This window comes from Pseudomonas sp. BIGb0278 (genome assembly GCF_024809895.1).
GTDB lineage: Bacteria > Pseudomonadota > Gammaproteobacteria > Pseudomonadales > Pseudomonadaceae > Aquipseudomonas > Aquipseudomonas shirazensis.
This window is the reverse complement of sequence record NZ_JANUEL010000006.1, coordinates 172,758-194,551: the sequence shown is the minus strand read 5'-3', so window position 1 is coordinate 194,551 and position 21,794 is coordinate 172,758. Positions and strand designations below refer to the sequence as shown.

Here is a 21,794-nt window from a genome sequence, read left to right as displayed (position 1 = left end):
CTTAGCTGGCCGCGTATTTGCCGATGAACTGCGCCGCGATCATCGGCCGGCCGAAGTAAAAACCCTGGAAGGCAGTGCAGCCCATCGCTTGCAGGCAATCGAACTGGGCCTCGGTCTCAACGCCTTCGGCAACCGTCGATATGTTCAGTATCTCGGCAATTTCAATGATCTTTCTGATCAGTTCATATTTGCCCACGTCACTCTCAATACCGGCGATAAATGAGCGATCGATTTTCAACTCATCCAGTGGCAGTTCGCGCAGCAGGGCCAATGAAGAAAACCCCGTGCCGAAGTCATCCAGTGACCACGATATGCCGTCGCTGCGCAGATCTTCCATTTTCATCACAGTTGCCACCAGATCACTGGCAAATACCGACTCGGTTATTTCCAGGCGAAGTCGATTGGCAGGAATATTAAATTTGTGAACTATCTCTCGAACTTCTTCAACAAAGGTTGACGAAGTCAGTTGAAGCGGACTGACGTTTACCGACAACTTCCAGTGCTGTGCATCGCTGTGCTCGGACCACTCACTTAGCTGGCGACAGGCTTGTTCCAGCACCATCAGGCCGATGTCGTGGATCAGGCCGCTTTGCTCTGCAACGGGAATGAATTCGGCGGGCGACTGAATGCCGTGTCCGGGGCGGTCCCAGCGCAGCAGGGCCTCGGCGCCGATCACCCGCCCTTGTGCGCAGACTTGTGGCTGCAGGTAAGTGCACAGCTCGCGGCGGGCCAGTGCCCGTGCCAGCGCACTGTGCAGTTCGACCTTGAATTTCTGCTCATCGCGGAATATCGCCAGCACGCCCAGGGTCAGGGCCATGGCGGTGATGCTGTTCAGGGCATGCCCGAACTGGCTGATGTCTGATGGCAGCAATTCCAGCCGGCTAAAGGTCAATGGGCTGTTGGCGAAGAACACCAGGCCTGCGAAACATAGGCACGGAAACACCCAGCGCAGGTAGATGCCACTGTTGCGAAACAGCAGAAAGGCGGCCACGCCGATAGGGATCAGAAACAGGTTGGCCGAGCGTGATGTGTCGGCCGTCGCCGAGTCGGCCAGGCTGGCAATCACGGTAGCGATCAGCAGGCAATGGGCCAAGGCCGGCAGCGCGCGCTGTGTTGGCTGAGTCGCCAGGTACAGGCAGGCCAGGCCTGACAGCACCACCGTGAACAGCAACACTGCCAGCAGCAACATGGCATGGGTCGCGTAATAAACGCCCCATAACGTGCCGTGCAAAATGCAGGCGACGCCGCTGAAGCGAAGGAGCAATTGGATGCGTGGCCACTGCGACGTGTCAGGGAACTTGCGAGCCATCCAACGCCTGCTCGCTTGAATTGATGTGTTCTTCACGTTGGCCAGTTCCACTGATGGAGTTGCGTTGTTGCGCGCACTAATAATCATGGACCACGCCACTCGCGGTTTACTGCGCATCATGGCCGGTGCAGATGACAAGCACGCCGCTCAAGTGCGGGGTCGCGCGCATGGTAGCAAACGTTTGCCAGGGATTGATGAATCGCGTGCTACGCGCCACCGTTATTAACTTGACCAGTTGATCAGTTCTGCCGTGGCCCGAGTAATGGAGGCAAGGGCATCTATTGTTTTGTATCCTCGGAATAATAAATCGCCGCGCGTTGTTGGTTATTCAGTTTATAGTCCCGGGCTGTTGTTATGGAGGAGGTTTCTGTGTTGCGGCGAACGTTGTCAATTTTGCCGGCGGCTGGCCAATGACCAGCGCGCTTGTTCTCGCCTTGGTGCCGATTGCCTTGCTGATCATGCTTGGGTTGTGGTTGCGCCACGCGAACTTCATCGGCGAAGCGTTCTGGCCGTATGCCGAAAAGCTCGGTTATTACGTGCTGCTGCCGGCACTGTTCTTCCATAGCCTGGCAACCGCACAGCTGGGCGACCTGCCGGTGCAGGCGATGGTCAGCGTGCTGGTGGTGTCGACGGTGGCCGTGGCTGCGGTGATGGTCTTGGCGCGGCGGTTGTTCCCGGCCGATGACCCGGCATTTACCTCGCTGTTCCAGGGTGGTGTGCGCTTCAACAATTATGTCGGGGTGACCGCTGCGGCGGGGATTTTCGGCGCCCATGGCATCGCCTTGGCTGCCATCGCCAATGCTGCGATCGTGCCCACGGTGAATATCCTCTGCGTGCTGGTGTTTGCCCGATATGGCGCGGGCAGTCGCCCGACCTTGGCCAGCGTGCTCAAGCAGCTGGCGCTCAACCCGCTGCTGCTGGCCTGTGCGCTGGGCATGCTGGTAAGGGGCAGCGGGCTTGCCATCCCGCCGGGCCTGGCTCCGGCACTGCAGGCGCTGGGGCAGGCGTCGCTGCCGTTGGGCCTGCTGTGCATCGGGGCGGCGCTGCACCTGCGCAGTATGCGCGGCTGGCTCAAGCCGATCGGCACTTCGTCAGTGATCAAGTTCGTAGCAATGCCCTTGGTGACGGTGTTGATCTGCCGCTTGTTCGGCCTTGAAGGCGAGGCGGCGCTGGCGGCGGTGCTGTTCCAGACCTTACCCACCGCGTCGTCCGCCTACATCATGGCCAGGCAGTTGGGCGGTGATGCGCCACTGATGGCGGCGATCATCGCCGGGCAGACGCTGCTGGCGGCTCTGGCGATGCCGCTGGTGGTGTTGGCTACGACACCGCTGCTGTAGCGCTGGGTCGCCCAGCCAGAACTGTTCAGCGTGGCTAGGGTCTCTATGCCAACTTGTCGGCAATCATGTCTTTATCGCAGTCGCGCGGGCTCAGGCCTGGGTGGCTGCGGACACCTTTAGGAATCAATGGAATGGCTGGCAGCAGTTTTTTTGCTTTGTTGGATGATATCGCGGCGTTGCTCGATGACATTGCGCTGATGAGCAAGGTCGCGGCGAAGAAGTCGGCGAGCGTGCTCAGCGATGACCTGGCGGTGAACGCCGAGCAGGTCACCGGCATGAAGGCCGATCGTGAACTGCCGGTGGTATGGGCGGTGTTCAAGGGCTCGTTGAAGAACAAGGCGATCCTGGTGCCGTGCGCATTGATCCTCAGCGCGTTGTTGCCGGCCGCGATCAAGTGGCTGTTGATGCTGGGCGGGATCTACCTGTGCTATGAGGGCTATGAGGCAATCAAGGACAAGCTTTCGCGTGGCAGCGATGAAGCAGCGGACGCTGAACACAAGCCTGTGCCGAAAACCCCACAAGCGCTGGCCGAGTACGAGCAGCGCAAGATCAAGGGCGCGATCAAGACCGACTTCATCCTCAGTGCCGAAATCATCGTCATCACCCTCAACGTGGTTGCCGATGCGCCTCTGTATCAGCAGATCATCACTTTGGTGGTGATCGCGCTGGCGATGACGGTCGGCGTATATGGCCTGGTCGCCGGCATCGTACGCATGGATGACGCAGGCTTTGCGCTGGCGAAGTCGAAAGCTCAGGGCGCCTGGGGCACATTCGTCAAGAAATTCGGGCGCGGCCTGGTGGCTGCGGCGCCGTTCCTGATGAAGGCGTTGTCGTGGATCGGCACGCTGGCGATGTTTCTGGTCGGCGGCACCTTCGTTGCTGAGGGTATCCAGCCGCTTGAACACCTGATCGAGGCGCTGGTTAGCGCGAGCGCGGGCTGGGGCGCGGTGGCGAAGTTCGGCCTGTACGGTGTGGTTGGCGCGATCACCGGCTTTGTCGCTGCGGTGGTCGTCGGCGGGGTATCGCGGGTGCGCAAACTGGCGAGCAACTGATCGAACTGGTACCGCTCCAGCAGGGTTCATCCTGACTGGAGCGGACTCAAACAGAGCGCCTGATCAGATCAGAAGTGCACCTTGACCAGCAGGCTGGCGGTGTTCTGGTCGGTGGTGAAACCGTCGGAATCCTTGATCCCGTATTTGTTCTTCCAGTAGTCGTACTCGATACCCACGTACAACTGCTTCTCACCCAGATGCATTGCCTTGCCCAGGTCGTATTTGATCTGTGGGTTGAAGTGCAGGTTGGCGTGGTAGGTGCCACGACGGTTCTGGTCGTTGTCGACTACCCAGTCCATGAAGCCGTCGATCAACACGTCCGAAGAGCCGACCGGGATGGTGTACGCCCACACCGGGGTGATCTGCCAGACGTTGTCGCCGGCGCGGCTGCCGTCGGTGGTGCGCTGGTAGAAGTTCAGCTGGAAGTAATCGAAGCCTGGGATATCCAGATCGAAGCCAGGGCCGATCAGGTACGACTCGCTGTCGCCTTCACCAAACTCGTAGGTCATCGCCAGCAGCACGTCCTTGACCGGGCCGAAGGCGATCTTCTGGTCGAGGATCTTGCCCAGCGACAGGCGCGGGCTGATCTCACCGTAGTAGGTGTTGGGGCCGTTGCCGGCGTCCTTTTTACCCTGGTAGAAGATCTTGTCGACAAACACGAAGTTGTCGCCGTACTTCCAGCCATCAGCGTGCTCGAAAGTGAAGGTCTGCTGGATTTCCGGGTTGACCTTGAAGTTCTTGCCCCACAGGTAGGTCAGGCTGTTGCTTTGCCACTGCAGCAGGTCACCGGCGAAGGTGGTCCCGGAGGCCAGCAGGCTGCCGGCGAGGATCAGGCTGTTGATGGTACGCATCGCGTGTGTCGCTCCCTTGATTCGGATCTGTTGTCAGCGCTCGGTGGTGGCGCTGTTTTTGTCTTTTGAGTCAACTTTTTTCGATTGACCACAGCTGTTTGGCAAGAGCTGCGCCAACTTTTGTCGTTGGTCGCAATCTTCCTGCTCGACGTCTTGCTGAACGGCTGAAAACGGTCCTGTACGGCTGGCAACACGCAGACCAACCACCCGAATTCATTGACTGAGCGGTCAGTAAACGCGGGCAGAAATCATTCTGCCCTGAGCGAGGGGGCGCGCAGATTACTCAGTTGCGCGCTGCGCCTCAAGTGCTCCGTCCTGAAGCACGTGGAACCAAAGTTGGGCGTTCGGTCAGCTTCTCAGAAATGCACCTTGACCAGCGCACTGGCTACGCTCTGGTTGCTGTCCAGATTGCCGCGGCTGTCGATGCCGTACTTGTCCTTCCAGTAGCTGTACTCAAAGCCGACATACAGCTGCTTGGCACCGTAGTTGAGGGCTTTGCCGAGGTCGTATTTGACCTGTGGGTTGACGTGCAGATTGGCGTGGTAGGTGCCGCGGCGGGTCTGGTCGTTGTCGACCACCCAGTCGATGTAGCCATCGATGAGTACGTCCGAGCGGCCGACCGGGATGGTGTAGGACCAGGCCGGGGTGATCTGCCAGACATTGTCACCGGGGCGGCTGCCCTCGGTGTTGCGCAAGTAGAAGTTGAGGGTGAAGTAGTTGAAGCCGGGCACCGCCAGGTCAAAGCCAGGGCCGATCAGATAGGCTTCGTTGTCGCCCTCGCCACGCTCGTAGGTCATGGCCAGCAACACGTCCTTGACCGGGCCGAAGGCAAAGCTCTGGCCGGTGATCTTGCCCAGCGACAGGCGTGGGCTGAACTCGCCGTAGTAGGTGTTGGCGCCTTTGCTGGCATCGGCCTTGCCGTTGTAGAAGATCTTGTCGACGAACAGGAAGGTGTCGCCATACTTCCATTTGTTGGCGTGCTCGAAGGTCACCGTCTGCTGGATATTCGGGTTGACCTTGAAATCCTTGCCGTACAGGTAGGTCAGGCTTTCGCCGTGCCACTGCAGCCATTCGCCGGCGTGGGCGGGGACGGTCGCCAGCAGGCTGCTGCCGAGCAAGAGGGACGAGGTGATGCGCTTCATGTCGTGATTCCCGGACTTATTGTTTTTTTTGGGGTTTTTTCGGCGCAAGGGCGCCCCGAACGGCCCATTCCGGCGGGCCGACGGTGGAGCGGTACTGCGTGAGCGTGAGAGCGTTGCAATCAACGGGGTAGCCAGCCTGGCCACCCCGTCGACTCAGTGTTGGTGACAGGCGTCGTTGTGCGCCGCCCGGTCAGCACCACCGAGGATGTTGAACAGCACGTTGAGCACCAGGGCACAGACCGTGGCCATGGCAATCCCGCTATGGGTGATCGGTTCCATCCACTGCGGCATCTGCGCGAAGAACTCCGGCTTGACCACCGGGATCAGGCCAAAGCCGACACTCACCGCAACCAGCAACTGGTTGCGTCGGTCGGAGATGTCCGCCTCCTGGAGGATCTTGATCCCGGTGGCGGTAACCATGCCGAACATGGCAATCGACGCACCGCCAAGCACGGCCGGTGGAATCGAGGCGATCAGGTACGCCGCCTTGGGCAGCAGGCTGAGGCCGATCAGCATGGCCCCGGCCATGACCGTGACGTAGCGGCAACGCACGCCGGTCATCTGCACCAGGCCGATGTTCTGGGCGAACGAGGAGTGGGTGAAGGTATTGAAGAAACCGGCGATGAACGACGCACCGGCATCGCACAACAGACCCCGGCGCAACATGCCCGGGGTTACTTCGCGATCTGTCACCTTGCCCAGGGCGAGGAACATGCCGGTGGACTCGACGAAGATGATCACTACCACCAGGCACATCGACAGGATCGGCGCCAGGCTGAAGGTCGGCATGCCGAAGTGCAGCGGCGTGACCACTTGCAGCCATGGCGCAGCGCCCAGCCCGGACAGGTCGACCATGCCGATCGAACCGGCGACGATGTAGCCCAGGCCCATCCCCACCAGCACCGACACGTTGACCCAGAAGCCACGCATGAAGCGGTTGATCAGCAGGATCACGGCCAGCACCAGACCGGCCACCATCAGGTAGATCGGCGCGCCGAAGGTCTCCGCTTGCTGGCCGCCACCGGCCCAGTTGACCGCCACCGGGAACAACGACAGGCCGATCGACGTGATCACCGTGCCGGTGACCAGCGGCGGGAAGAAGCGCACCACCTTGGACATGAACGGTGCGATCAGCATGCCGAAGAAACCGGCGGCGATGGTCGCACCAAAGATGCCCTGCAGGCCCACGCCGGGCATGCCGGCCATGGCCACCATGCTGCCGACTGCGGCAAAGCTTGCGCCCATCATCACCGGCATGCGAATGCCGACCGGGCCGATACCGAACGATTGGATAATTGTGGCAACGCCTGCGACCAGCAGGTCAGCGTTGATCAGGAAGGCGACTTCTTCACGCGACAGGCCAGCGGCCTGGCCAATGATCAGCGGCACGGCGATCGCACCGCCGTACATCAGCAGCACGTGTTGCAGACCCACCAGGATCAGCTGAAACAGGGGCAGGGGCTGTCGTGGCGGCGCAACAGGGATGTACGCCTTGGATGACTCTGACATGCAGCACCTCGAGTTTTGTTTTTATTCTCGGATCCAAGCGGTCAACCTGCAGCGCCAGGCTTTGGGTAAAAGCCAGGGGTTCACGCTGCGGGTTTGCGCTCGATGCTTGCTTGTTGCGTAGTGCGCATGGCGCAGGCGTGCCCTGCACGGGAAGTGGTCCCGGTGCAGGAGCAAGCCTGGCGATGCGTGGGGTCAGTTGACGGGGGCGCCTTTGGCGATCCAGTCACCGACCAGTTTGCGTTCTTCAACGGTCATCTGGGTGATGTTGCCCAGCGGCATGATCTGGCTGGCAACCGCTTGCGCCTGAATGCGCGCGGCCTGGGCCTGGATCTGCTGCGGGGTATCGAACATCACGCCACCTGGCGCCGTGCTGAACAGTGGGCTGGTCGGCTTGGACGAGTGGCACACAGTGCAGCGTTCCTGGATCACGTTGTGAATCGTGTCGAAGGTGTCACCCGACTGGGCTGCGGCCTGGGCCGGAGCCTGTGCAGCAGCGGCCGGTGCTTCAGCCGCCTTGGCCGCATCGGCAGCACGCTGTTCGGCAGCGGTCTTGCCGCCTACGGCCGTGGCTGGTAGCGGTTGATATTCGATCTTCGCCGCAGCCTGCTCAGGAGTAGTTGGCAAAGGTTTAGGGCCGGTGACATAGGCCAGGCAGATCATCGCCAGAGCGCCGACGGGCAGGGTCCAGGCGTATTTGTTGCTGTCGTGACGGGTGTTGAAGTAGTGACGGATCAATACCGCAGCCACTGCAATCCCGGCCAGGATCAACCAGTTGTACTGGCTGCCGTAGGTGCTCGGGAAGTGGTTGCTGATCATGATGAACAGCACCGGCAGGGTGAAGTAGTTGTTGTGCCGCGAGCGCAGCAGGCCTTTGGCCGGCAACAGGGGGTCGGGCGTCTGGTTGGCTTCGATCGCCGCGACCAGCTGGCGCTGGGCCGGCATGATGATGCGGAACACGTTACCGACCATGATGGTGCCGATGATCGCACCGGTGTGCAGGTACGCACCACGACCGCTGAACACCAGGCTGAAGCCCCAGCATGCGGCGATGATCAGTACGAACAGCACGCCGCCGAGCAGGGCAGGGCGCTTGCCCAATGGTGAGTCACAGAGAATGTCGTAGATGAACCAGCCGGCTACCAGCGAACCGATACCGATGGCCACGCCTTCGGCGCCGCTCAGCGAGCTGCCCGGGGCGAGCAGGTACAGGGTCGGGTTCCAGTAGAACACCACGCACAGCAGGGCGATCCCGGACATCCAGGTGAAGTAGGCTTCCCATTTGAACCAGTGCAGGTTCTCGGGCATTTTCGGCGGCGCCAGCTTGTACTTCTCCAGGTGGTAGATACCACCACCGTGGATGGCCCAGAGATCACCCGACAACCCATCGCGCGGGTTGCTGCGGTTGAGGTGGTTCTCCAGCCAGACGAAGTAGAACGATGCACCGATCCAGGCGACGCCTGTGATCATGTGAACCCAGCGAATGCTCAGGTTCAGCCATTCGTGAAGGTGTGCTTCCACAGTATGTACCTCTTGCCGATCACCAGCTTGAACGCTGCACGCGACCTTGCGCGCGATAAGCAGGCTGCGAGAGCAGCAGGTTTATCGCGACACCGAGTATTTCATGCAGGCCGTGGATGACCGACCTTTTCTTATTGGTGGGGATTGAGGATCAACATCTGTTCCTCGGTGAAGTAATGCTCATCGCAGTTGTTGCCTGAACCACTGCGATCAACCACCAGGAAATCATCCCGCTTTTCGATCGTCAGCACCGGGTGGTGCCAAACGCCGCGATGGTAATTGACGCCCTGCCTGCCGTTGCTGCGGAAGGCACGGACCAAACCTGATACAGGTGCATCGCCAACTGGCGCGACCACGATCAGAAACTGATTGCCGAGCAGCGGAATGAAAGCCTGGCTGCCCAGCGGATGGCGTTCGAGCATACGCACGGTCAACGGCATTTCCAGCGCGTCGGCGCGGAAGATACTGATGATGGCGTTGTCCTCAGGCTCGGCGGTTTCAACCGTGGCGAGCTTGTGGAAGCGCATGGTCGAGCCGTTGTTGATCATGAAGTGGTCGCTGCCGTCGGTTTCGATCACGTCACCAAAGGGGGCGAAGGCTTCTTTGCTCAGGGGCTCGATCACTAGTGTGCGCATGCTTGTTATCTCTTCTTCTATGACTGGCTAATGTGGTGGTGCGCTTGCCGGAAGGCCCTGGGTACGCTCGCGTGGCGGACTCGGGCCAGACCTTGTGGCAAGCCTTACAGCTGCAGCAGACGGAACAGCGCGATCAGGTTGATCTGCGCCAGCGCCTCTTTGAATTCGGCATCGGCATCGTTGTGAATCCGGGTTTCGAACGCCGCCAGAATCTGATGTCGGTTACTGCCCTTGACCGCCATGATGAACGGGAACTGGAACTTGGCCTTGTAGGCATCGTTGAGTTCGGTGAAGCGGGCGAACTCTTCGGCAGTGCACTGGTGGATACCGGCGCCGGCCTGTTCATTGGTACTCGATTCGGTCAGCTCGCCCTGGACGGCGGCTTTGCCGGCCAGGTCCGGGTGAGCGTTGATCAAGGCCAACTGGTCGGCGTGGCTGGCGCTGAGCAGGATGTCGCTCATGCGCTGATGCAGGGCTTCGATCTGGTCCAGCTCGGCCAGTTGACCGAGGTCATAGGCCTTCTCGGCCACCCACGGCGAGTGCTCGTAGATGTCGGCAAAGGCGCTGACGAACGCGTCACGGCTCAGGGTCGAAGGAGTCAGGGTCTTGAAGGCGGTCATCAGGCGTTCTCGTTCTGGTACGGGTGGGTGGTGTGCCAGTGGCGGGCGATGTCCACGCGACGGGCAAACCAGACCTGGTCATGGCTCTTGGCGTATTCGACGAAGCGCTTCAGCGCTGCCAGCCGCGCCGGGCGACCGACCAAGCGGCAGTGCAGGCCGATCGAGAGCATTTTCGGTGCTTCGGCGCCTTCTTCGTAGAGCACATCAAAGGCGTCCTTGAGGTACTGGAAGAACTGCTCGCCACAGTTGAAGCCCTGCACCTGGGTGAAGCGCATGTCGTTGGTGTCGAGGGTGTACGGGATCACCAGATGCGGCTTGCCGGTCGGGTTGTTCGGCTCCCAGTAGGGCAGGTCGTCGTCGTAGGTGTCGCTGTCGTAGAGGAAACCGCCTTCTTCCATCACCAGCCTGCGCGTGTTGGCGCCGGTACGACCGGTGTACCAGCCCAGTGGCCGCTCGCCGGTCAGCTCGGTGAGGATGCGGATGGCTTCGAGCATGTGCTCGCGCTCCTGCGCCTCGTCCATGTTCTGGTAGTCGATCCAGCGGTAGCCGTGGCTGCAGATCTCATGGCCAGCTTCGGCCATGGCGCGGATCACATCCGGATGGCGCTGCGCGGCCATGGCCACGGCGAAGATGGTCAGCGGTACGCCGGTGTCCTTGAACAGCTTGAGCAGGCGCCAGACGCCGGCGCGGCTGCCGTACTCGTACAGCGACTCCATGCTCATGTTGCGTTGGCCCTGCAGGGGCTGGGCGGCAACCATTTCAGACAGGAAGGCTTCGGACTCTTTGTCGCCGTGGAGGATGTTGCGCTCGCCACCTTCCTCATAGTTGAGTACGAACGACAAGGCGATGCGGGCGTTGCCCGGCCAGTGCGGGTGAGGTGGGTTGTTGCCGTAACCGATCAGGTCGCGAGGGTAGTCAGCGCTCACTGCAGTCTTCCTTCTTGTACGTTGTGCGAGGGGTGGTGGACCCGCGTCGGGTTATCGCACTCACCGGATGGGCTGATTGTATACAACTTCTGAAATCTTTTGTAAGCCTGTTTTTCCGCATTTCTGCCCTTTTGTCGCTTGAGAATGCTTTGCAAGAAACTTGCCTGATTGGTCAGCTAATGACCTGGGCCTGCGTATACAACCTATATCTGGCGATACATAGCAGGTTTTCGCGAGCGTGTGGCGGAGTGGCGCTGAAGGGTCTAAAAAATTGTGTACAATTTATTGAGAAAGTGTCTTAATGAGCTCATTCCCGCACACGGCAGGCCCTCTTACGGTGCTTGCTGGGTATTTTCTGCCCACGAACTGAACAAGAGGCGACACGCACATGGGACGTCTGACCACTCACGTACTGGACGCTGCGCATGGCTGCCCGGGCAGCTCGATCAAGGTCGAGCTGTACCGTGTCGAAGGCCAGCAGCTGGAATTGGTTAATACCGCGCTGACCAACAGCGATGGCCGCGTCGATGCGCCGTTGCTGCAGGGTGACGATTACCGCACCGGCGTGTACCAGTTGCAGTTCAGTGCCGGGGATTACTATCGAGCTCGGGGCGTGGCTTTGCCAGAAGCGGCGTTCCTGGATGTTGTGGTACTGCGCTTTGGGGTCGACGAGAATCAGGAGCACTACCACGTGCCGCTGCTGATCTCGCCTTACAGCTACTCGACCTATCGTGGAAGCTAGTTGGTCGCTAGAAGAATCTTCGTAGGTCTTTGGCCCGCTCTCACACTGGCGGGCTTTTTTTCGTCTGGAGATTGGTGTTTCTGAGGTCTTGTGACCATCGCCGGTCTTTGTTCAGGTGTGTTTTCGCACGGCCTCGTTGTTCTGCTTCAGTACTCGGCCAGTCGCATAGCCGGCCTTGTCCTCGGCGCCAGCAGCAATGGCGCCCATGAAATTGAATGTGGCCCCGACGATGCGTTCAGCGCCTTTCTCAGTGGTCACCCATACGCGTGCGGCCTCGAGGTGAGCCGACGTGTTCGAGATCTGACCGCTGAGATTTTGCGTGGCTATATCGCGGTATATACCCGCGTGCTCAGTGGTCAGCGTGGCGTCGTTGTGACTCGTCAGGTTGTCGTTGACCTTGAACAGCTTTTGCGTAAAGGGTGTGCTGTCCACTTGGTCACTGGCAAATTTACGGATTACTGCCCTTCCCAACCTTGGTGATTCCTGCGAGGTTGGATCCGGGAAGAGTGCTTTGCTCGCCAGGTCTACTGACTTTTTTGCAACCTGAATTTTCGGTTGGACGTGTTTTCTCATGAACGTAAGCGCCCAAGGGGTTTTCCCAGTGGGGTCGGTAAGGTTTATCGGGTCATTCAGGCAGTAGGCATAGGCATTCAACCCACCGCTGCCGAACGGACTCAGGCTGTCCGGGCTGAGGAATTTCATGAGCGACGGGCTGTAGGCGCGATGACCGTTGCCGAGCAGGTAGTAGCCGGTTACCGGTTCGCGCTTTTGTCCGGTGAACGACAGCAGGCTGGCGTCCGCCTCCAGGGGGTGGTGGCCATAGGCGGCGTAGGCGATGCTCGCGCTGCTGGCGGCGCCCTGCAGCCGCACAATCGATCCTTGCTGATCGACGCCGAGCGGACGGGTGGCCGTGGTGTTGTCCAGCTGCGCCAAGGCTGACTCGCCATGGCGCAGCAGCGTGACGCATCGCTCACCTTGAAGCTCGGTCGCCAGGGATGACCCTTGGTAGAAGCGCAGCGCCGGGGGCAAAACGGAGGGTGGGGTGGTGTTGGGGAGCATGTGCGGGTCTCGGCATGGAGAAGATGAGACCCGAGTCTAACGTGGGGTTTTTCTGCAGTGACCTGTCAAAAATGACAGGCCACTGCAAGAGGCCCTAGAGGAATACGAACTTGGCGATGAAGATCACGCAGAGTACCCAAAGGCTGGGCGAAATCTCCTTGTACTTGCCCGTCCCGGCCTTGAGCACCACGTAGCTGATGAAGCCCAGGGCAATGCCGTCCGCCACCGAGAAGGTCAGCGGCATCATGATCACCGTGACGATCGCCGGAATGCTGTCGGTGGCTTCGTCCCAGTTGATATGGGCCATGCTGCCCATCATCAGCATCGCCACGTAGATCAGCGCGCCAGCGGTGGCGTAGGCGGGGATCATCCCTGCCAGCGGGGCGAAGAACATCGCCGCGACGAACAGTGCCCCGACCACCACGGCGGTCAGCCCGGTACGGCCACCTGCGGCCACTCCCGCAGCGCTCTCGACATAGCTGGTGACCGGCGGCACGCCAACGGCGGCGCCGAACACGCTCGAGGCACTGTCGGCCTTCAGCGCCCGTGACAGGTTTTCGATCTTGCCGTCCGGTGCCACCAGGTTGGCGCGCTGGGCAACCCCCATCAAGGTCCCGGCGGTGTCGAACATGTGCACGAAGAGAAACGCCAGCACCACGCTGATCATGCTCACGTTGAACACGCCGGCGACGTCCATGGCCATCCAGGTCGGCGCCAGGCTCGGCGGCAGCGAGAACACCCCGCCGTACTGCACCAGGCCCAAGCCCCAGCCGGCCAGGGTAACGCTGATGATGGCGATCAGGATCGCACCGAACACTCGGTGATAGCTGAGCACCGCGATCATCAGGAAGCACACCGCCGCCAACAGCGGCCCGGCCTCGTGCAGCGAGCCGAGCTTGATCAGGGTCGCCGGGCTGTCGACGACGATGCCCGCAGTCTTCAGGCCGATCAGCCCGAGAAACAATCCGACGCCGGCCCCCATGGCATGGCGCAGGCTCAGCGGAATGCTGTTGAGCAGCCATTCGCGAACCCGCGACAAGGTCAGGAACATGAACAGCACCCCGGAGACGAACACGGCGCCCAGCGCCGCCTCCCAGGTGTAGCCCATGGTGCCGACCACGGTGTAGGTGAAGAAGGCGTTGAGCCCCATGCCCGGCGCCAGGCCAACCGGCCAGTTGGCGTAAAGCCCCATCAGCAGGCAGCCGAGCGCGGCCGAGATGCAGGTGGCGACGAACGCCGCACCATGATCGATGCCGGCGTCAGCCATGATGTTGGGGTTGACGAAGATGATGTAGGCCATGGTGATGAAGGTGGTCACCCCGGCGATCATTTCGGTCTTGACGGTGGTGCCATGTCGCTTGAGTTTGAAAATCCGTTCCAGCCAGCTCGTTTCGAGCGGCGGGGTGAGATCCAGCGTAGGGGCGTCGGATTTGCGGGTGTCCACAGCGAGTACTCCTCAAGTCTTTCTTGTTGTTCGGAACCAGTGTCCTGCGCTATGCACTTGGTGATTCCGCGAGGGTGAGGCAGACGTCTGACCGTTTTTGTTGACTCATGGGTCAAGAAGTTGCTCGCTGGATTATGCGTTTGTGTACAAATAATGCAAATAATGTTTTATCTTTCCTGGGTACAATCTTGTAAATAGTGGCTATATGCCGAAATGGCCACCTGCAGAAACGGGTCAGCCTGTGTACAATGGGCCAGTACCTTTCTTCTTATTTCCAACCAGGGCTTGCCAGCCACCCTCTGACAGGCAGTACAGTCAAGGTCCGATTGGCGGATTCCCATGCTCGAGTGCCCATGAACGAACAGCTGCAGCCTCTCAAGAAACCTGTACGCACCGGCAAGGCCGGGCGCAGTGGTACCCAGGACGACATCGTCTACGCGCATATTTTCGAGGCGATCCTCGAGCAGCGGCTGGCGCCGGGCACCAAATTGAGCGAGGAAGCGCTGGGCGAGATCTTTGGCGTCAGCCGCACCATCATTCGTCGCGCGTTGTCGCGTCTGGCCCATGAGAGCGTGGTGTTGCTGCGGCCCAATCGCGGTGCCGTGGTTGCCAGCCCGACGGTTGAAGAGGCGCGGCAGGTGTTCTTTTCGCGACGGATGGTTGAGCGGGCGATTACCGAGTTGGCGGTGCAGCATGCTACGGCTGAGCAGCTGAACGAGCTGCGGCAGATGGTGCGTGACGAGCGCGACAGCTTTTCGCGGGGTGATCGTGGGGCCGGGATTCGGCTTTCCGGGGAGTTTCACCTGAAGCTGGCCGAGGCTGCTGGGAATGCACCTTTGGTGAGTTTCCAGCGTAGTCTGGTGTCGCAGACATCGCTGATCATTGCTCAGTATGAGAGCGGGAACCGGTCGCACTGTTCATATGATGAGCATATGCAGCTGATCGATGCGATCGAGGCGAGGGATGCGGGGCAGGCGGTTAGCTTGATGATGCATCATATGGATCATATCGACAGCAAGCTGAACCTCGATGAGGAGAGTGCTTCGGACGATCTGCATGCGGTGTTTTCGCACTTGTTGCAGAAGAAGCCTGCTCGGGCTACTTCGGCTAAAGGTTGATTGGTTGGTTGTCGGCTTGGGGCTTATCCGATTGATGTGTGGTTTGATCGGGCCCCTTTCGCCCTTACGGCGAGTCACTTTTTTGGCAAACGCCCCAAACAAGGTCTTGGCTCCACATCCGGCCCCTTCGCTGCGCTGGCGCAGAGCGGGTCAAAGTGGGTTTCGCGATGGTGGTTGGCCGTCAGATTGCCGGGGCCGCTACGCGACCCTTCGCAGGTGAACCCGCTCCCACAGACCGCGCATGTCGATGGTACGCGGCCCCTGTAGGAGCGGCCTTGTGTCGCGAAAGGGCTGCGTAGCAGCCCCGGCAATCTCAAACCAATCAAAGCTCGGGCAGCCACAACAATCCCGCCCTGCGCCAGCGCGCTACCGCTGATGCACACACCGCCCAGCCGCATACGTCTCCAGTACCGTCCGATCATCCCCCAGCGTCGTCAACACAAACAACGTTTCCTCGATCCCCCCCGATTGCTGCAGGCGATACTCAAGCAACGGCGTAGCCTTATAATCGAGGACCACGAAGTCCGCATCATTACCCGGACGCAAACTTCCCACCCGATCCTCCAGCCGCAAAGCCCGAGCCCCACCCAGCGTCGCCAGGTACAACGACTTGAACGGGTGCAAGCGCGCGCCCTGCAACTGCATCACCTTGTAAGCCTCATTCAAGGTATGCAGCAGCGAAAAACTGGTCCCCGCGCCAACATCCGTGCCCAGCCCGACATTGACCTTGAACTTCTCAGCTTGCGGCAAGTTAAACAAGCCACTGCCCAGGAACAGGTTCGAGGTCGGGCAGAACGCCACCGCCGAGCCCGTCTCCGAAAGCCGCTGACACTCTTCATCACACAGATGCACGCCATGGGCAAACACCGACCGCTCCCCCAGCAGCTCGAAGTGATCGTAGACGTCCAGGTAACCCTTCTGCTCCGGGAACAAGCCCTTGACCCAGTCGATCTCCTGCAGGTTCTCGGACAGGTGCGTATGCATGTACACCCCCGGATGCTCCTTCAGTAACTGGCCGGCCATCGCCAATTGCTCGGGCGTGCTGGTCGGGGCAAAGCGCGGCGTCACCGCATAGTGCAGCCGGCCCTTGCCATGCCAGCGCTGAATCAGCGCCTTGCTCTCGGTGTAGGACGACTCCGCCGTGTCGGTCAGATAATCCGGCGCGTTGCGGTCCATCATCACCTTGCCGGCGATCAGGCGCAGGTCCAGCCGCTCGGCCTCTTCGAACAGCGCGTTGACCGACTCCGGATGCACACTGCCGAACACCAGCGCGGTGGTGGTGCCGTTGCGCAGCAGCTCCTGCAGGAAGATCTTCGCGACCTTGTCGGCATGCGCCTTATCGGCAAACTGCTTTTCGCAGGGGAAGGTGTAGGTGTTCAGCCAGTCCAGCAACTGCTCGCCATAGGAGCCGATCATGGCGGTCTGCGGGAAGTGGATATGGGTGTCGATAAAGCCCGGGGTGATCAGGGCATCCTGGTAATGCACCACGTCGATGTCGGCATCCAGCGTCGGCAGCAGGTCGCTGGCGTGACCGAGGGCGCTGATGCGGCCTTCGTCGACCACTAGCAAGCCGTCCGGGTAGTACTCGCAGGATGCCTCCAGGCCGACTTCGGCGGGGTCGCCAACGCTGTGCAGGATGGCGGATCGGTAAGCTTTGCGGGTTGCGCTCATAACACTCTCGTCAATTGGCGTGGCTGCGGCGGGACGGCGGCAGCAACTGAGCAATGGGGCCGGCATTGACCGCAGCATCGTGCTGGCCAAAACAGGCGTTGTAGGTGGCGATGATTTCGCCGGCAATCGACACGGCGATCTCGATCGGCAATTTGCCTTTGACCTCGGCCAGGCCCATCGGGCAGCGCATGCGTGCTAGCACCGCATCGTCATAGCCGCGATCACGCAGGCGATGCTCGAACTTGGCCCGTTTGGTCTTCGAACCGATGAGGCCGAACCAGGTGAAGTCGTTGCGCTTGAGGATCGCCGCGGTCAGCTCGAGGTCGAGCTGGTGGTTGTGGGTCATGACGATGCAGTAACTGCCTGGCGGCAGCGCAGCCACTTCGTCGACCGGCTCCTCGCTGATGATGCGGCTCACGCCGGTGGGGATCAGCTCCGGAAATTCTTGCTCGCGCGAGTCGATCCAGCGCACCCGACAGGGCAGGGCAGCGAGCAAGGGTACCAGAGCCCGGCCGACGTGGCCCGCACCGAACACGGCGATCTCGGCCTGCACCGCCGCCATTGGCTCGAACAGCAGCACGGTAACGCCGCCGCAGCATTGGCCAAGGCTCGCGCCGAGGCTGAAGCGCTCCAGATGCGGGGTGCTGCGCTGCTCGTCGAGCATCTGCCGGGCGATGTGCAGGGCCTTGTACTCAAGGTGGCCACCGCCGATGGTGTCGAACAGCTGGCGGGCGCTGACGACCATCTTCGAGCCGGCATTGCGCGGGGTCGAGCCGCGCTCTTCGATGATGGTCACCAGCACGCAGGGTTCACCGCGAGCTTGCAGGTCGGCGAGGGCGTTGATCCATTGATGCATGATACAAAACCTCAGTTGGCTTCAACTCAGCCCCGCGCAGCACAGGGCTGCGCGGGGCTGCCTGCGGTCACGATGTGACAGGTTCCACGTGCTGTTCAGCAGGCTGCTGCACGGCCAGGGTCTGGCGCATCTGCTCGCAGCCCCACAGGACCCGCTCAGGCGTGGCCGGCGCGTCGATGTTGGGTTGCGCGCGGTAGTCGGCGATGCTGGCGACGGCGTCCTTGATCGCGCACCAGGCAGCGATACCGAGCATGAACGGCGGCTCGCCGACGGCCTTGGAATGGAACACGGTGTCTTCCGGGTTCTTGCGGTTCTCGACCAGCTTGACCCGCAGGTCCAGCGGCATGTCGGCCACTGCCGGGATCTTGTAGCTGGCCGGGCCGTTGGTAACCAGCTTGCCCTTGGCGTTCCACACCAACTCTTCGGTGGTCAGCCAGCCCATGCCCTGAATGAAGCCGCCTTCGACCTGACCGATGTCGATGGCCGGGTTCAGCGAGTCGCCGACGTCATGCAGGATATCGGCACGCAGCATTTTGTACTCCCCGGTCAGGGTGTCGACGATGACCTCGACGCAGGCTGCGCCAAAGGCGAAGTAGTAGAACGGCCGGCCGCGCGCCTGCGAGCGGTCGTAGAAGATCTTCGGCGTGCGGTAGAAGCCGGTAGTCGACAGCGACACCTGGGCAAAATAGGCCTGCTGCACCAGCGTCTCGAAGCTGATCAGTTCCTCACGCACGCGCACATGGCCGTTGCGGAATTCAACGTCTTCCTCGGTGACATTCCAGTGCCGGGCGGCAAACTCGACCAGGCGCTTCTTGAGGATCTCGGCCGCGTTCTGCGCCGCCTTGCCGTTCAGGTCGGCGCCACTGGATGCAGCGGTCGGTGAGGTATTGGGGACCTTGTCGGTATTGGTCGCCGTGATCTGAATGCGGTCGATCTCGACCTGGAACACCTGCGCAACCACCTGTGCAACCTTGGTGTTCAAACCCTGGCCCATCTCGGTGCCGCCATGGTTGAGGTGGATGCTGCCGTCGGTGTAGATGTGGATCAGTGCACCGGCCTGGTTGAGGAAGGTGGCGGTGAATGAGATGCCGAACTTGACCGGGGTCAGCGCCAGGCCTTTTTTCAATATCGGGCTGTGCTCGTTGAAGTGGCGGATCGACTTGCGCCGCTCGGCGTAGTCGCTGCTGGCCTCCAGTTCGGCGGTCATTTCCTCGATCAGGTTGTGTTCGACGGTCTGGTAGTAATGGGTGACGTTGCGCTCGGTCTTGCCGTAGTAGTTGGCCTTGCGCACATCCAGCGGGTCACGGCCGAGCTGACGCGCAATGTGGTCCATCACCTGCTCGATGGCGACCATGCCCTGCGGCCCGCCGAAACCTCGGTAAGCAGTGTTGGAGGCAGTGTTGGTCTTGCAACGGTGGCCGTTGACGGTGGCGTCGCCAAGGTAATAGGCGTTGTCCGAGTGGAACATGGCGCGGTCGACGATCGAGCCGGACAGGTCAGGCGAGTAGCCGCAGTTGCCGGCGAGGTCGAACTGGATGCCGTGCAGGCGGCCGTCGTCATCGAAGCCGACGTCGTACTCGACGTAGAACGGGTGGCGCTTGCCGGTCATGGTCATGTCTTCGACCCGTGGCAGGCGCATCTTGGTCGGCTGGCCGGTCAGGCGCGCGATCACCGCGCACAGGCATGCCGGGCTGGCGGCCTGGGTTTCCTTGCCGCCGAAGCCGCCACCCATGCGGCGCATGTCGAGGACGATCTTGTTCATCGGCACATCGAGCACTTCGGCGACCAATTTTTGCACTTCGGTCGGGTTCTGCGTCGAGCAGTACACGATCATGCCGCCGTCTTCGGTCGGCATCACCGAGGAGATTTGCGTTTCCAGGTAGAAGTGCTCTTGGCCACCGATATGCAAGGTCCCCTGCAAGCGGTGCGGGGCGCTGGCCAGGGCGGCAACCGAATCACCGCGCTGATGGGTATGGCTGTCGAGCACGAAGTGCTTGTCGCGCAGCGCCTGGACCACATCCAGCACCGGTTCGAGGTCTTCGTATTCGATGATCGCCGCCATCGCCGCACGGCGAGCGGTTTCCAGGTCGCGGGCAGCTACCGCCAGCACCGGTTGGCCGAAGAACTCGACCTTGTCGATCGCCAGCAATGGGTCGCCGGCGACCACCGGGCCGATATCCTTGAGGCCGGGGATGTCTTCATGGGTGATGGCGATGCGTACGCCTTCGAAGGCGTAGCACGGCGCGGTATCGATACTCAGAATGCGCGCGTGGGCGCGGTCAGCTGTGCGCGCATACACATGCAACTGATTGGGGAATTCGAGGCGGTCATCGATATACACCGCTTCGCCGCTGACGTGTTTGTCGGCGCTGTCGTGCTTGACGCTGCGGCCGACACCGGTGGTCAGGTCCTGGCGGAACAGTTCGGCCATCTCGGCCTGGCTCTTGACGGCATGATGATTAGACATAGTCGGTCACCCGGGTTTCGATGTGCGGCGATTGCAGTTCGATGAAGTACTTGCGCAGCAGGTTCTGTGCGGTCAGCAGGCGGTATTCCTTGCTCGCGCGGAAGTCCGAGAGCGGGCTGAAGTCTTCGCCCAGCGCCTGGCAGGCACGTTCAAGGGTGGCCTGGTTCCATGGCTTGCCGCGCAGCGCGGCTTCACAGGCACGGGCGCGTTTGGGAATCGCTGCCATCCCGCCAAAGGCAATGCGCACGCCGCTGACCACACCGTTTTCGATGCTCAGGTTGAACGCTGCACAAACTGCCGAGATGTCGTCGTCCAGTCGCTTGGAGACCTTGTAGGCGCGGAACGTCCAGTCGTTGCTGGCCCGCGGCACGATGATCTTCTCGATGAACTCGCTGTCCTGGCGGGCCGTGATGCGGTAGTCGATGAAGTAGTCTTCCAGTGGCAGCACGCGCTGGCGCTGGCCCTGGCGCAGTACCACCTGGGCATCCAGGGCAATCAGCAGCGGCGGCGAATCACCGATGGGCGAGGCATTGCCGATGTTGCCGCCGAGGGTGCCCTGGTTGCGAATCTGCAATGACGCAAAGCGGTGCAGCAGGGCGCCAAAATCGGGGTACTCATCGCTGAGCGCGCCGTAGCAGTCGGTCAGCGGCGTCGCTGCGCCGATCTCCAGATGAGTGGCGGTCTTGTCGATGCGCTTGAGTTCGGCGACGTTGCCGACATAGATCATCACCGGCAAGGTCTTGTGGAACTGGGTTACTTCCAGCGCCAGGTCGGTGCCGCCGGCAAGCAGGCGCGCTTCTGGGTGCGAGCTGTACAGGTCGGCCAGGTCGGCAACGGTCAGCGGCACCAGACAGCGCTTGTCGCCGCTGTTCAGTTCGCCGGTTTCGGACGGGGCGATGGCCTTGAGGCGGGCGATGGTCTGCGCTTGCTGCGCATCGAACTGATCGCGGCACGGTGTGGCGCAGCTCTTTTCGGCAGCGGCGAGGATCGGCCGGTAGCCGGTGCAACGGCACAGGTTGCCGGCGAGGGCTTCCTGGGCCTGCTGGGTGTCGGCGCCGTTGCTGTTCTTCTGCAAGGCAAACAGCGACATGACAAAGCCGGGAGTGCAGAAGCCGCATTGCGAGCCGTGGCAGTCGGCCATGGCTTTTTGCACACTGTGCAGTTCGCCCTGATGCTTGAGGCCTTCGACGCTGATCAATTGTTTGCCGTGCAACGACGAAACGAAGGTCAGGCACGAGTTGAGGCTGCGGTAGCGCAGGCTCTGGCCGTCTTCTTCGAGCTCGCCGACCACCACTGTACAGGCGCCGCAGTCGCCACTGGCGCAGCCTTCCTTGGTGCCGGATTTGCCAAGGTGTTCGCGCAGGTACTGCAGCACGGTCATGTTCGGGTCCAGGGCGTGCTCATTACGCAGCTCCTGGTTTACGAGAAACTGGATCACGGGGAAGGCCTCGCAATGGTTTTATTGTTGTTCCGGCGGACTCTAAGCAGGCTTGATCGCCGGGTCAATGATTTTCTGACTCAAAGGTCAAGAAATCGCG

18 protein-coding genes are annotated in these 21,794 nt (G+C 61.1%); 4 read left to right on the top strand and 14 right to left on the bottom strand.

The window, feature by feature from the left end:
• Position 1 precedes the first annotated feature (1 nt).
• Positions 2-1,309, bottom strand: coding sequence for a bifunctional diguanylate cyclase/phosphodiesterase (locus M2396_RS19600; protein ID WP_259077388.1), 1,308 nt, complete (start codon positions 1,307-1,309; stop codon positions 2-4).
• A gap of 410 nt (positions 1,310-1,719) precedes the next feature.
• On the opposite strand from M2396_RS19600, the gene M2396_RS19595 reads away from it, so the two are divergent.
• Both M2396_RS19595 and M2396_RS19590 read left to right on the top strand, forming a co-directional pair.
• Positions 1,720-2,646: an AEC family transporter gene (locus M2396_RS19595; protein ID WP_259077386.1), complete on the top strand. Its 927-nt coding sequence runs from the start codon at positions 1,720-1,722 to the stop codon at positions 2,644-2,646.
• A gap of 131 nt (positions 2,647-2,777) precedes the next feature.
• Positions 2,778-3,698, top strand: coding sequence for a DUF808 domain-containing protein (locus tag M2396_RS19590; RefSeq protein WP_150569739.1), 921 nt, complete (start codon positions 2,778-2,780; stop codon positions 3,696-3,698).
• A gap of 68 nt (positions 3,699-3,766) precedes the next feature.
• Here the strand turns inward: M2396_RS19590 and M2396_RS19585 are convergent, their stop codons facing one another.
• The 7 genes from M2396_RS19585 to puuE all read right to left on the bottom strand — a co-directional run bounded on the left by M2396_RS19585 (position 3,767) and on the right by puuE (position 10,899).
• Positions 3,767-4,549: an outer membrane protein OmpK gene (locus M2396_RS19585; protein ID WP_150572691.1), complete on the bottom strand. Its 783-nt coding sequence runs from the start codon at positions 4,547-4,549 to the stop codon at positions 3,767-3,769.
• Positions 4,550-4,905: 356 nt separating this feature from the next.
• Positions 4,906-5,691, bottom strand: coding sequence for an outer membrane protein OmpK (locus M2396_RS19580; RefSeq protein WP_101317991.1), 786 nt, complete (start codon positions 5,689-5,691; stop codon positions 4,906-4,908).
• 153 nt (positions 5,692-5,844) lie between these two features.
• Positions 5,845-7,200: a nucleobase:cation symporter-2 family protein gene (locus M2396_RS19575; RefSeq protein WP_101317993.1), complete on the bottom strand. Its 1,356-nt coding sequence runs from the start codon at positions 7,198-7,200 to the stop codon at positions 5,845-5,847.
• A 192-nt stretch (positions 7,201-7,392) separates the two neighbouring features.
• Positions 7,393-8,718, bottom strand: a complete 1,326-nt coding sequence (locus M2396_RS19570; protein ID WP_150569737.1) for a urate hydroxylase PuuD — start codon at positions 8,716-8,718, stop codon at positions 7,393-7,395.
• 131 nt (positions 8,719-8,849) lie between these two features.
• Positions 8,850-9,353: an ureidoglycolate lyase gene (locus M2396_RS19565; protein ID WP_101317997.1), complete on the bottom strand. Its 504-nt coding sequence runs from the start codon at positions 9,351-9,353 to the stop codon at positions 8,850-8,852.
• A 104-nt stretch (positions 9,354-9,457) separates the two neighbouring features.
• Entirely contained in the window at positions 9,458-9,973 is a 516-nt protein-coding gene (gene uraD / locus M2396_RS19560; RefSeq protein ID WP_101317999.1) for a 2-oxo-4-hydroxy-4-carboxy-5-ureidoimidazoline decarboxylase, read from the bottom strand.
• The gene (gene puuE, locus M2396_RS19555) at positions 9,973-10,899 is read right to left on the bottom strand and encodes an allantoinase PuuE (protein ID WP_101318001.1); all 927 of its coding nucleotides are present in this window, start codon (positions 10,897-10,899) and stop codon (positions 9,973-9,975) included. The genes uraD and puuE overlap by 1 nt, the downstream gene beginning before the upstream one ends.
• Positions 10,900-11,287: 388 nt before the next feature.
• Here puuE and uraH point away from each other — a divergent pair, with 388 nt between their 5' ends.
• On the top strand, positions 11,288-11,641 hold the full coding sequence (gene uraH, locus M2396_RS19550) for a hydroxyisourate hydrolase (RefSeq protein ID WP_220633315.1): 354 nt from the start codon (positions 11,288-11,290) through the stop codon (positions 11,639-11,641).
• A 111-nt stretch (positions 11,642-11,752) separates the two neighbouring features.
• On the opposite strand, the gene M2396_RS19545 is transcribed toward uraH, so the two are convergent.
• Both M2396_RS19545 and M2396_RS19540 read right to left on the bottom strand, forming a co-directional pair.
• On the bottom strand, positions 11,753-12,700 hold the full coding sequence (locus M2396_RS19545; RefSeq protein WP_259077375.1) for an RHS repeat-associated core domain-containing protein: 948 nt from the start codon (positions 12,698-12,700) through the stop codon (positions 11,753-11,755).
• Between the two features lie 94 nt (positions 12,701-12,794).
• Positions 12,795-14,144, bottom strand: coding sequence for an NCS2 family permease (locus M2396_RS19540; RefSeq protein WP_150572687.1), 1,350 nt, complete (start codon positions 14,142-14,144; stop codon positions 12,795-12,797).
• 353 nt (positions 14,145-14,497) lie between these two features.
• Here M2396_RS19540 and M2396_RS19535 point away from each other — a divergent pair, with 353 nt between their 5' ends.
• Positions 14,498-15,262, top strand: coding sequence for a GntR family transcriptional regulator (locus tag M2396_RS19535; RefSeq protein WP_150569734.1), 765 nt, complete (start codon positions 14,498-14,500; stop codon positions 15,260-15,262).
• Positions 15,263-15,628: 366 nt separating this feature from the next.
• On the opposite strand, the gene guaD is transcribed toward M2396_RS19535, so the two are convergent.
• From guaD to xdhA, 4 genes are all read right to left on the bottom strand, one after another.
• Complete coding sequence (gene guaD, locus M2396_RS19530) at positions 15,629-16,933, bottom strand: guanine deaminase (protein WP_259077371.1); 1,305 nt, start codon at positions 16,931-16,933, stop codon at positions 15,629-15,631.
• Between the two features lie 10 nt (positions 16,934-16,943).
• Positions 16,944-17,789, bottom strand: coding sequence for a xanthine dehydrogenase accessory protein XdhC (gene xdhC, locus M2396_RS19525; protein WP_101318014.1), 846 nt, complete (start codon positions 17,787-17,789; stop codon positions 16,944-16,946).
• Between the two features lie 67 nt (positions 17,790-17,856).
• Positions 17,857-20,256, bottom strand: coding sequence for a xanthine dehydrogenase molybdopterin binding subunit (gene xdhB, locus M2396_RS19520; RefSeq protein ID WP_259077367.1), 2,400 nt, complete (start codon positions 20,254-20,256; stop codon positions 17,857-17,859).
• Complete coding sequence (gene xdhA, locus M2396_RS19515; RefSeq protein WP_259077365.1) at positions 20,249-21,694, bottom strand: xanthine dehydrogenase small subunit; 1,446 nt, start codon at positions 21,692-21,694, stop codon at positions 20,249-20,251. Before xdhA ends, xdhB begins: the two co-directional genes overlap by 8 nt.
• Between the last annotated feature and the right edge of the window lie 100 nt (positions 21,695-21,794).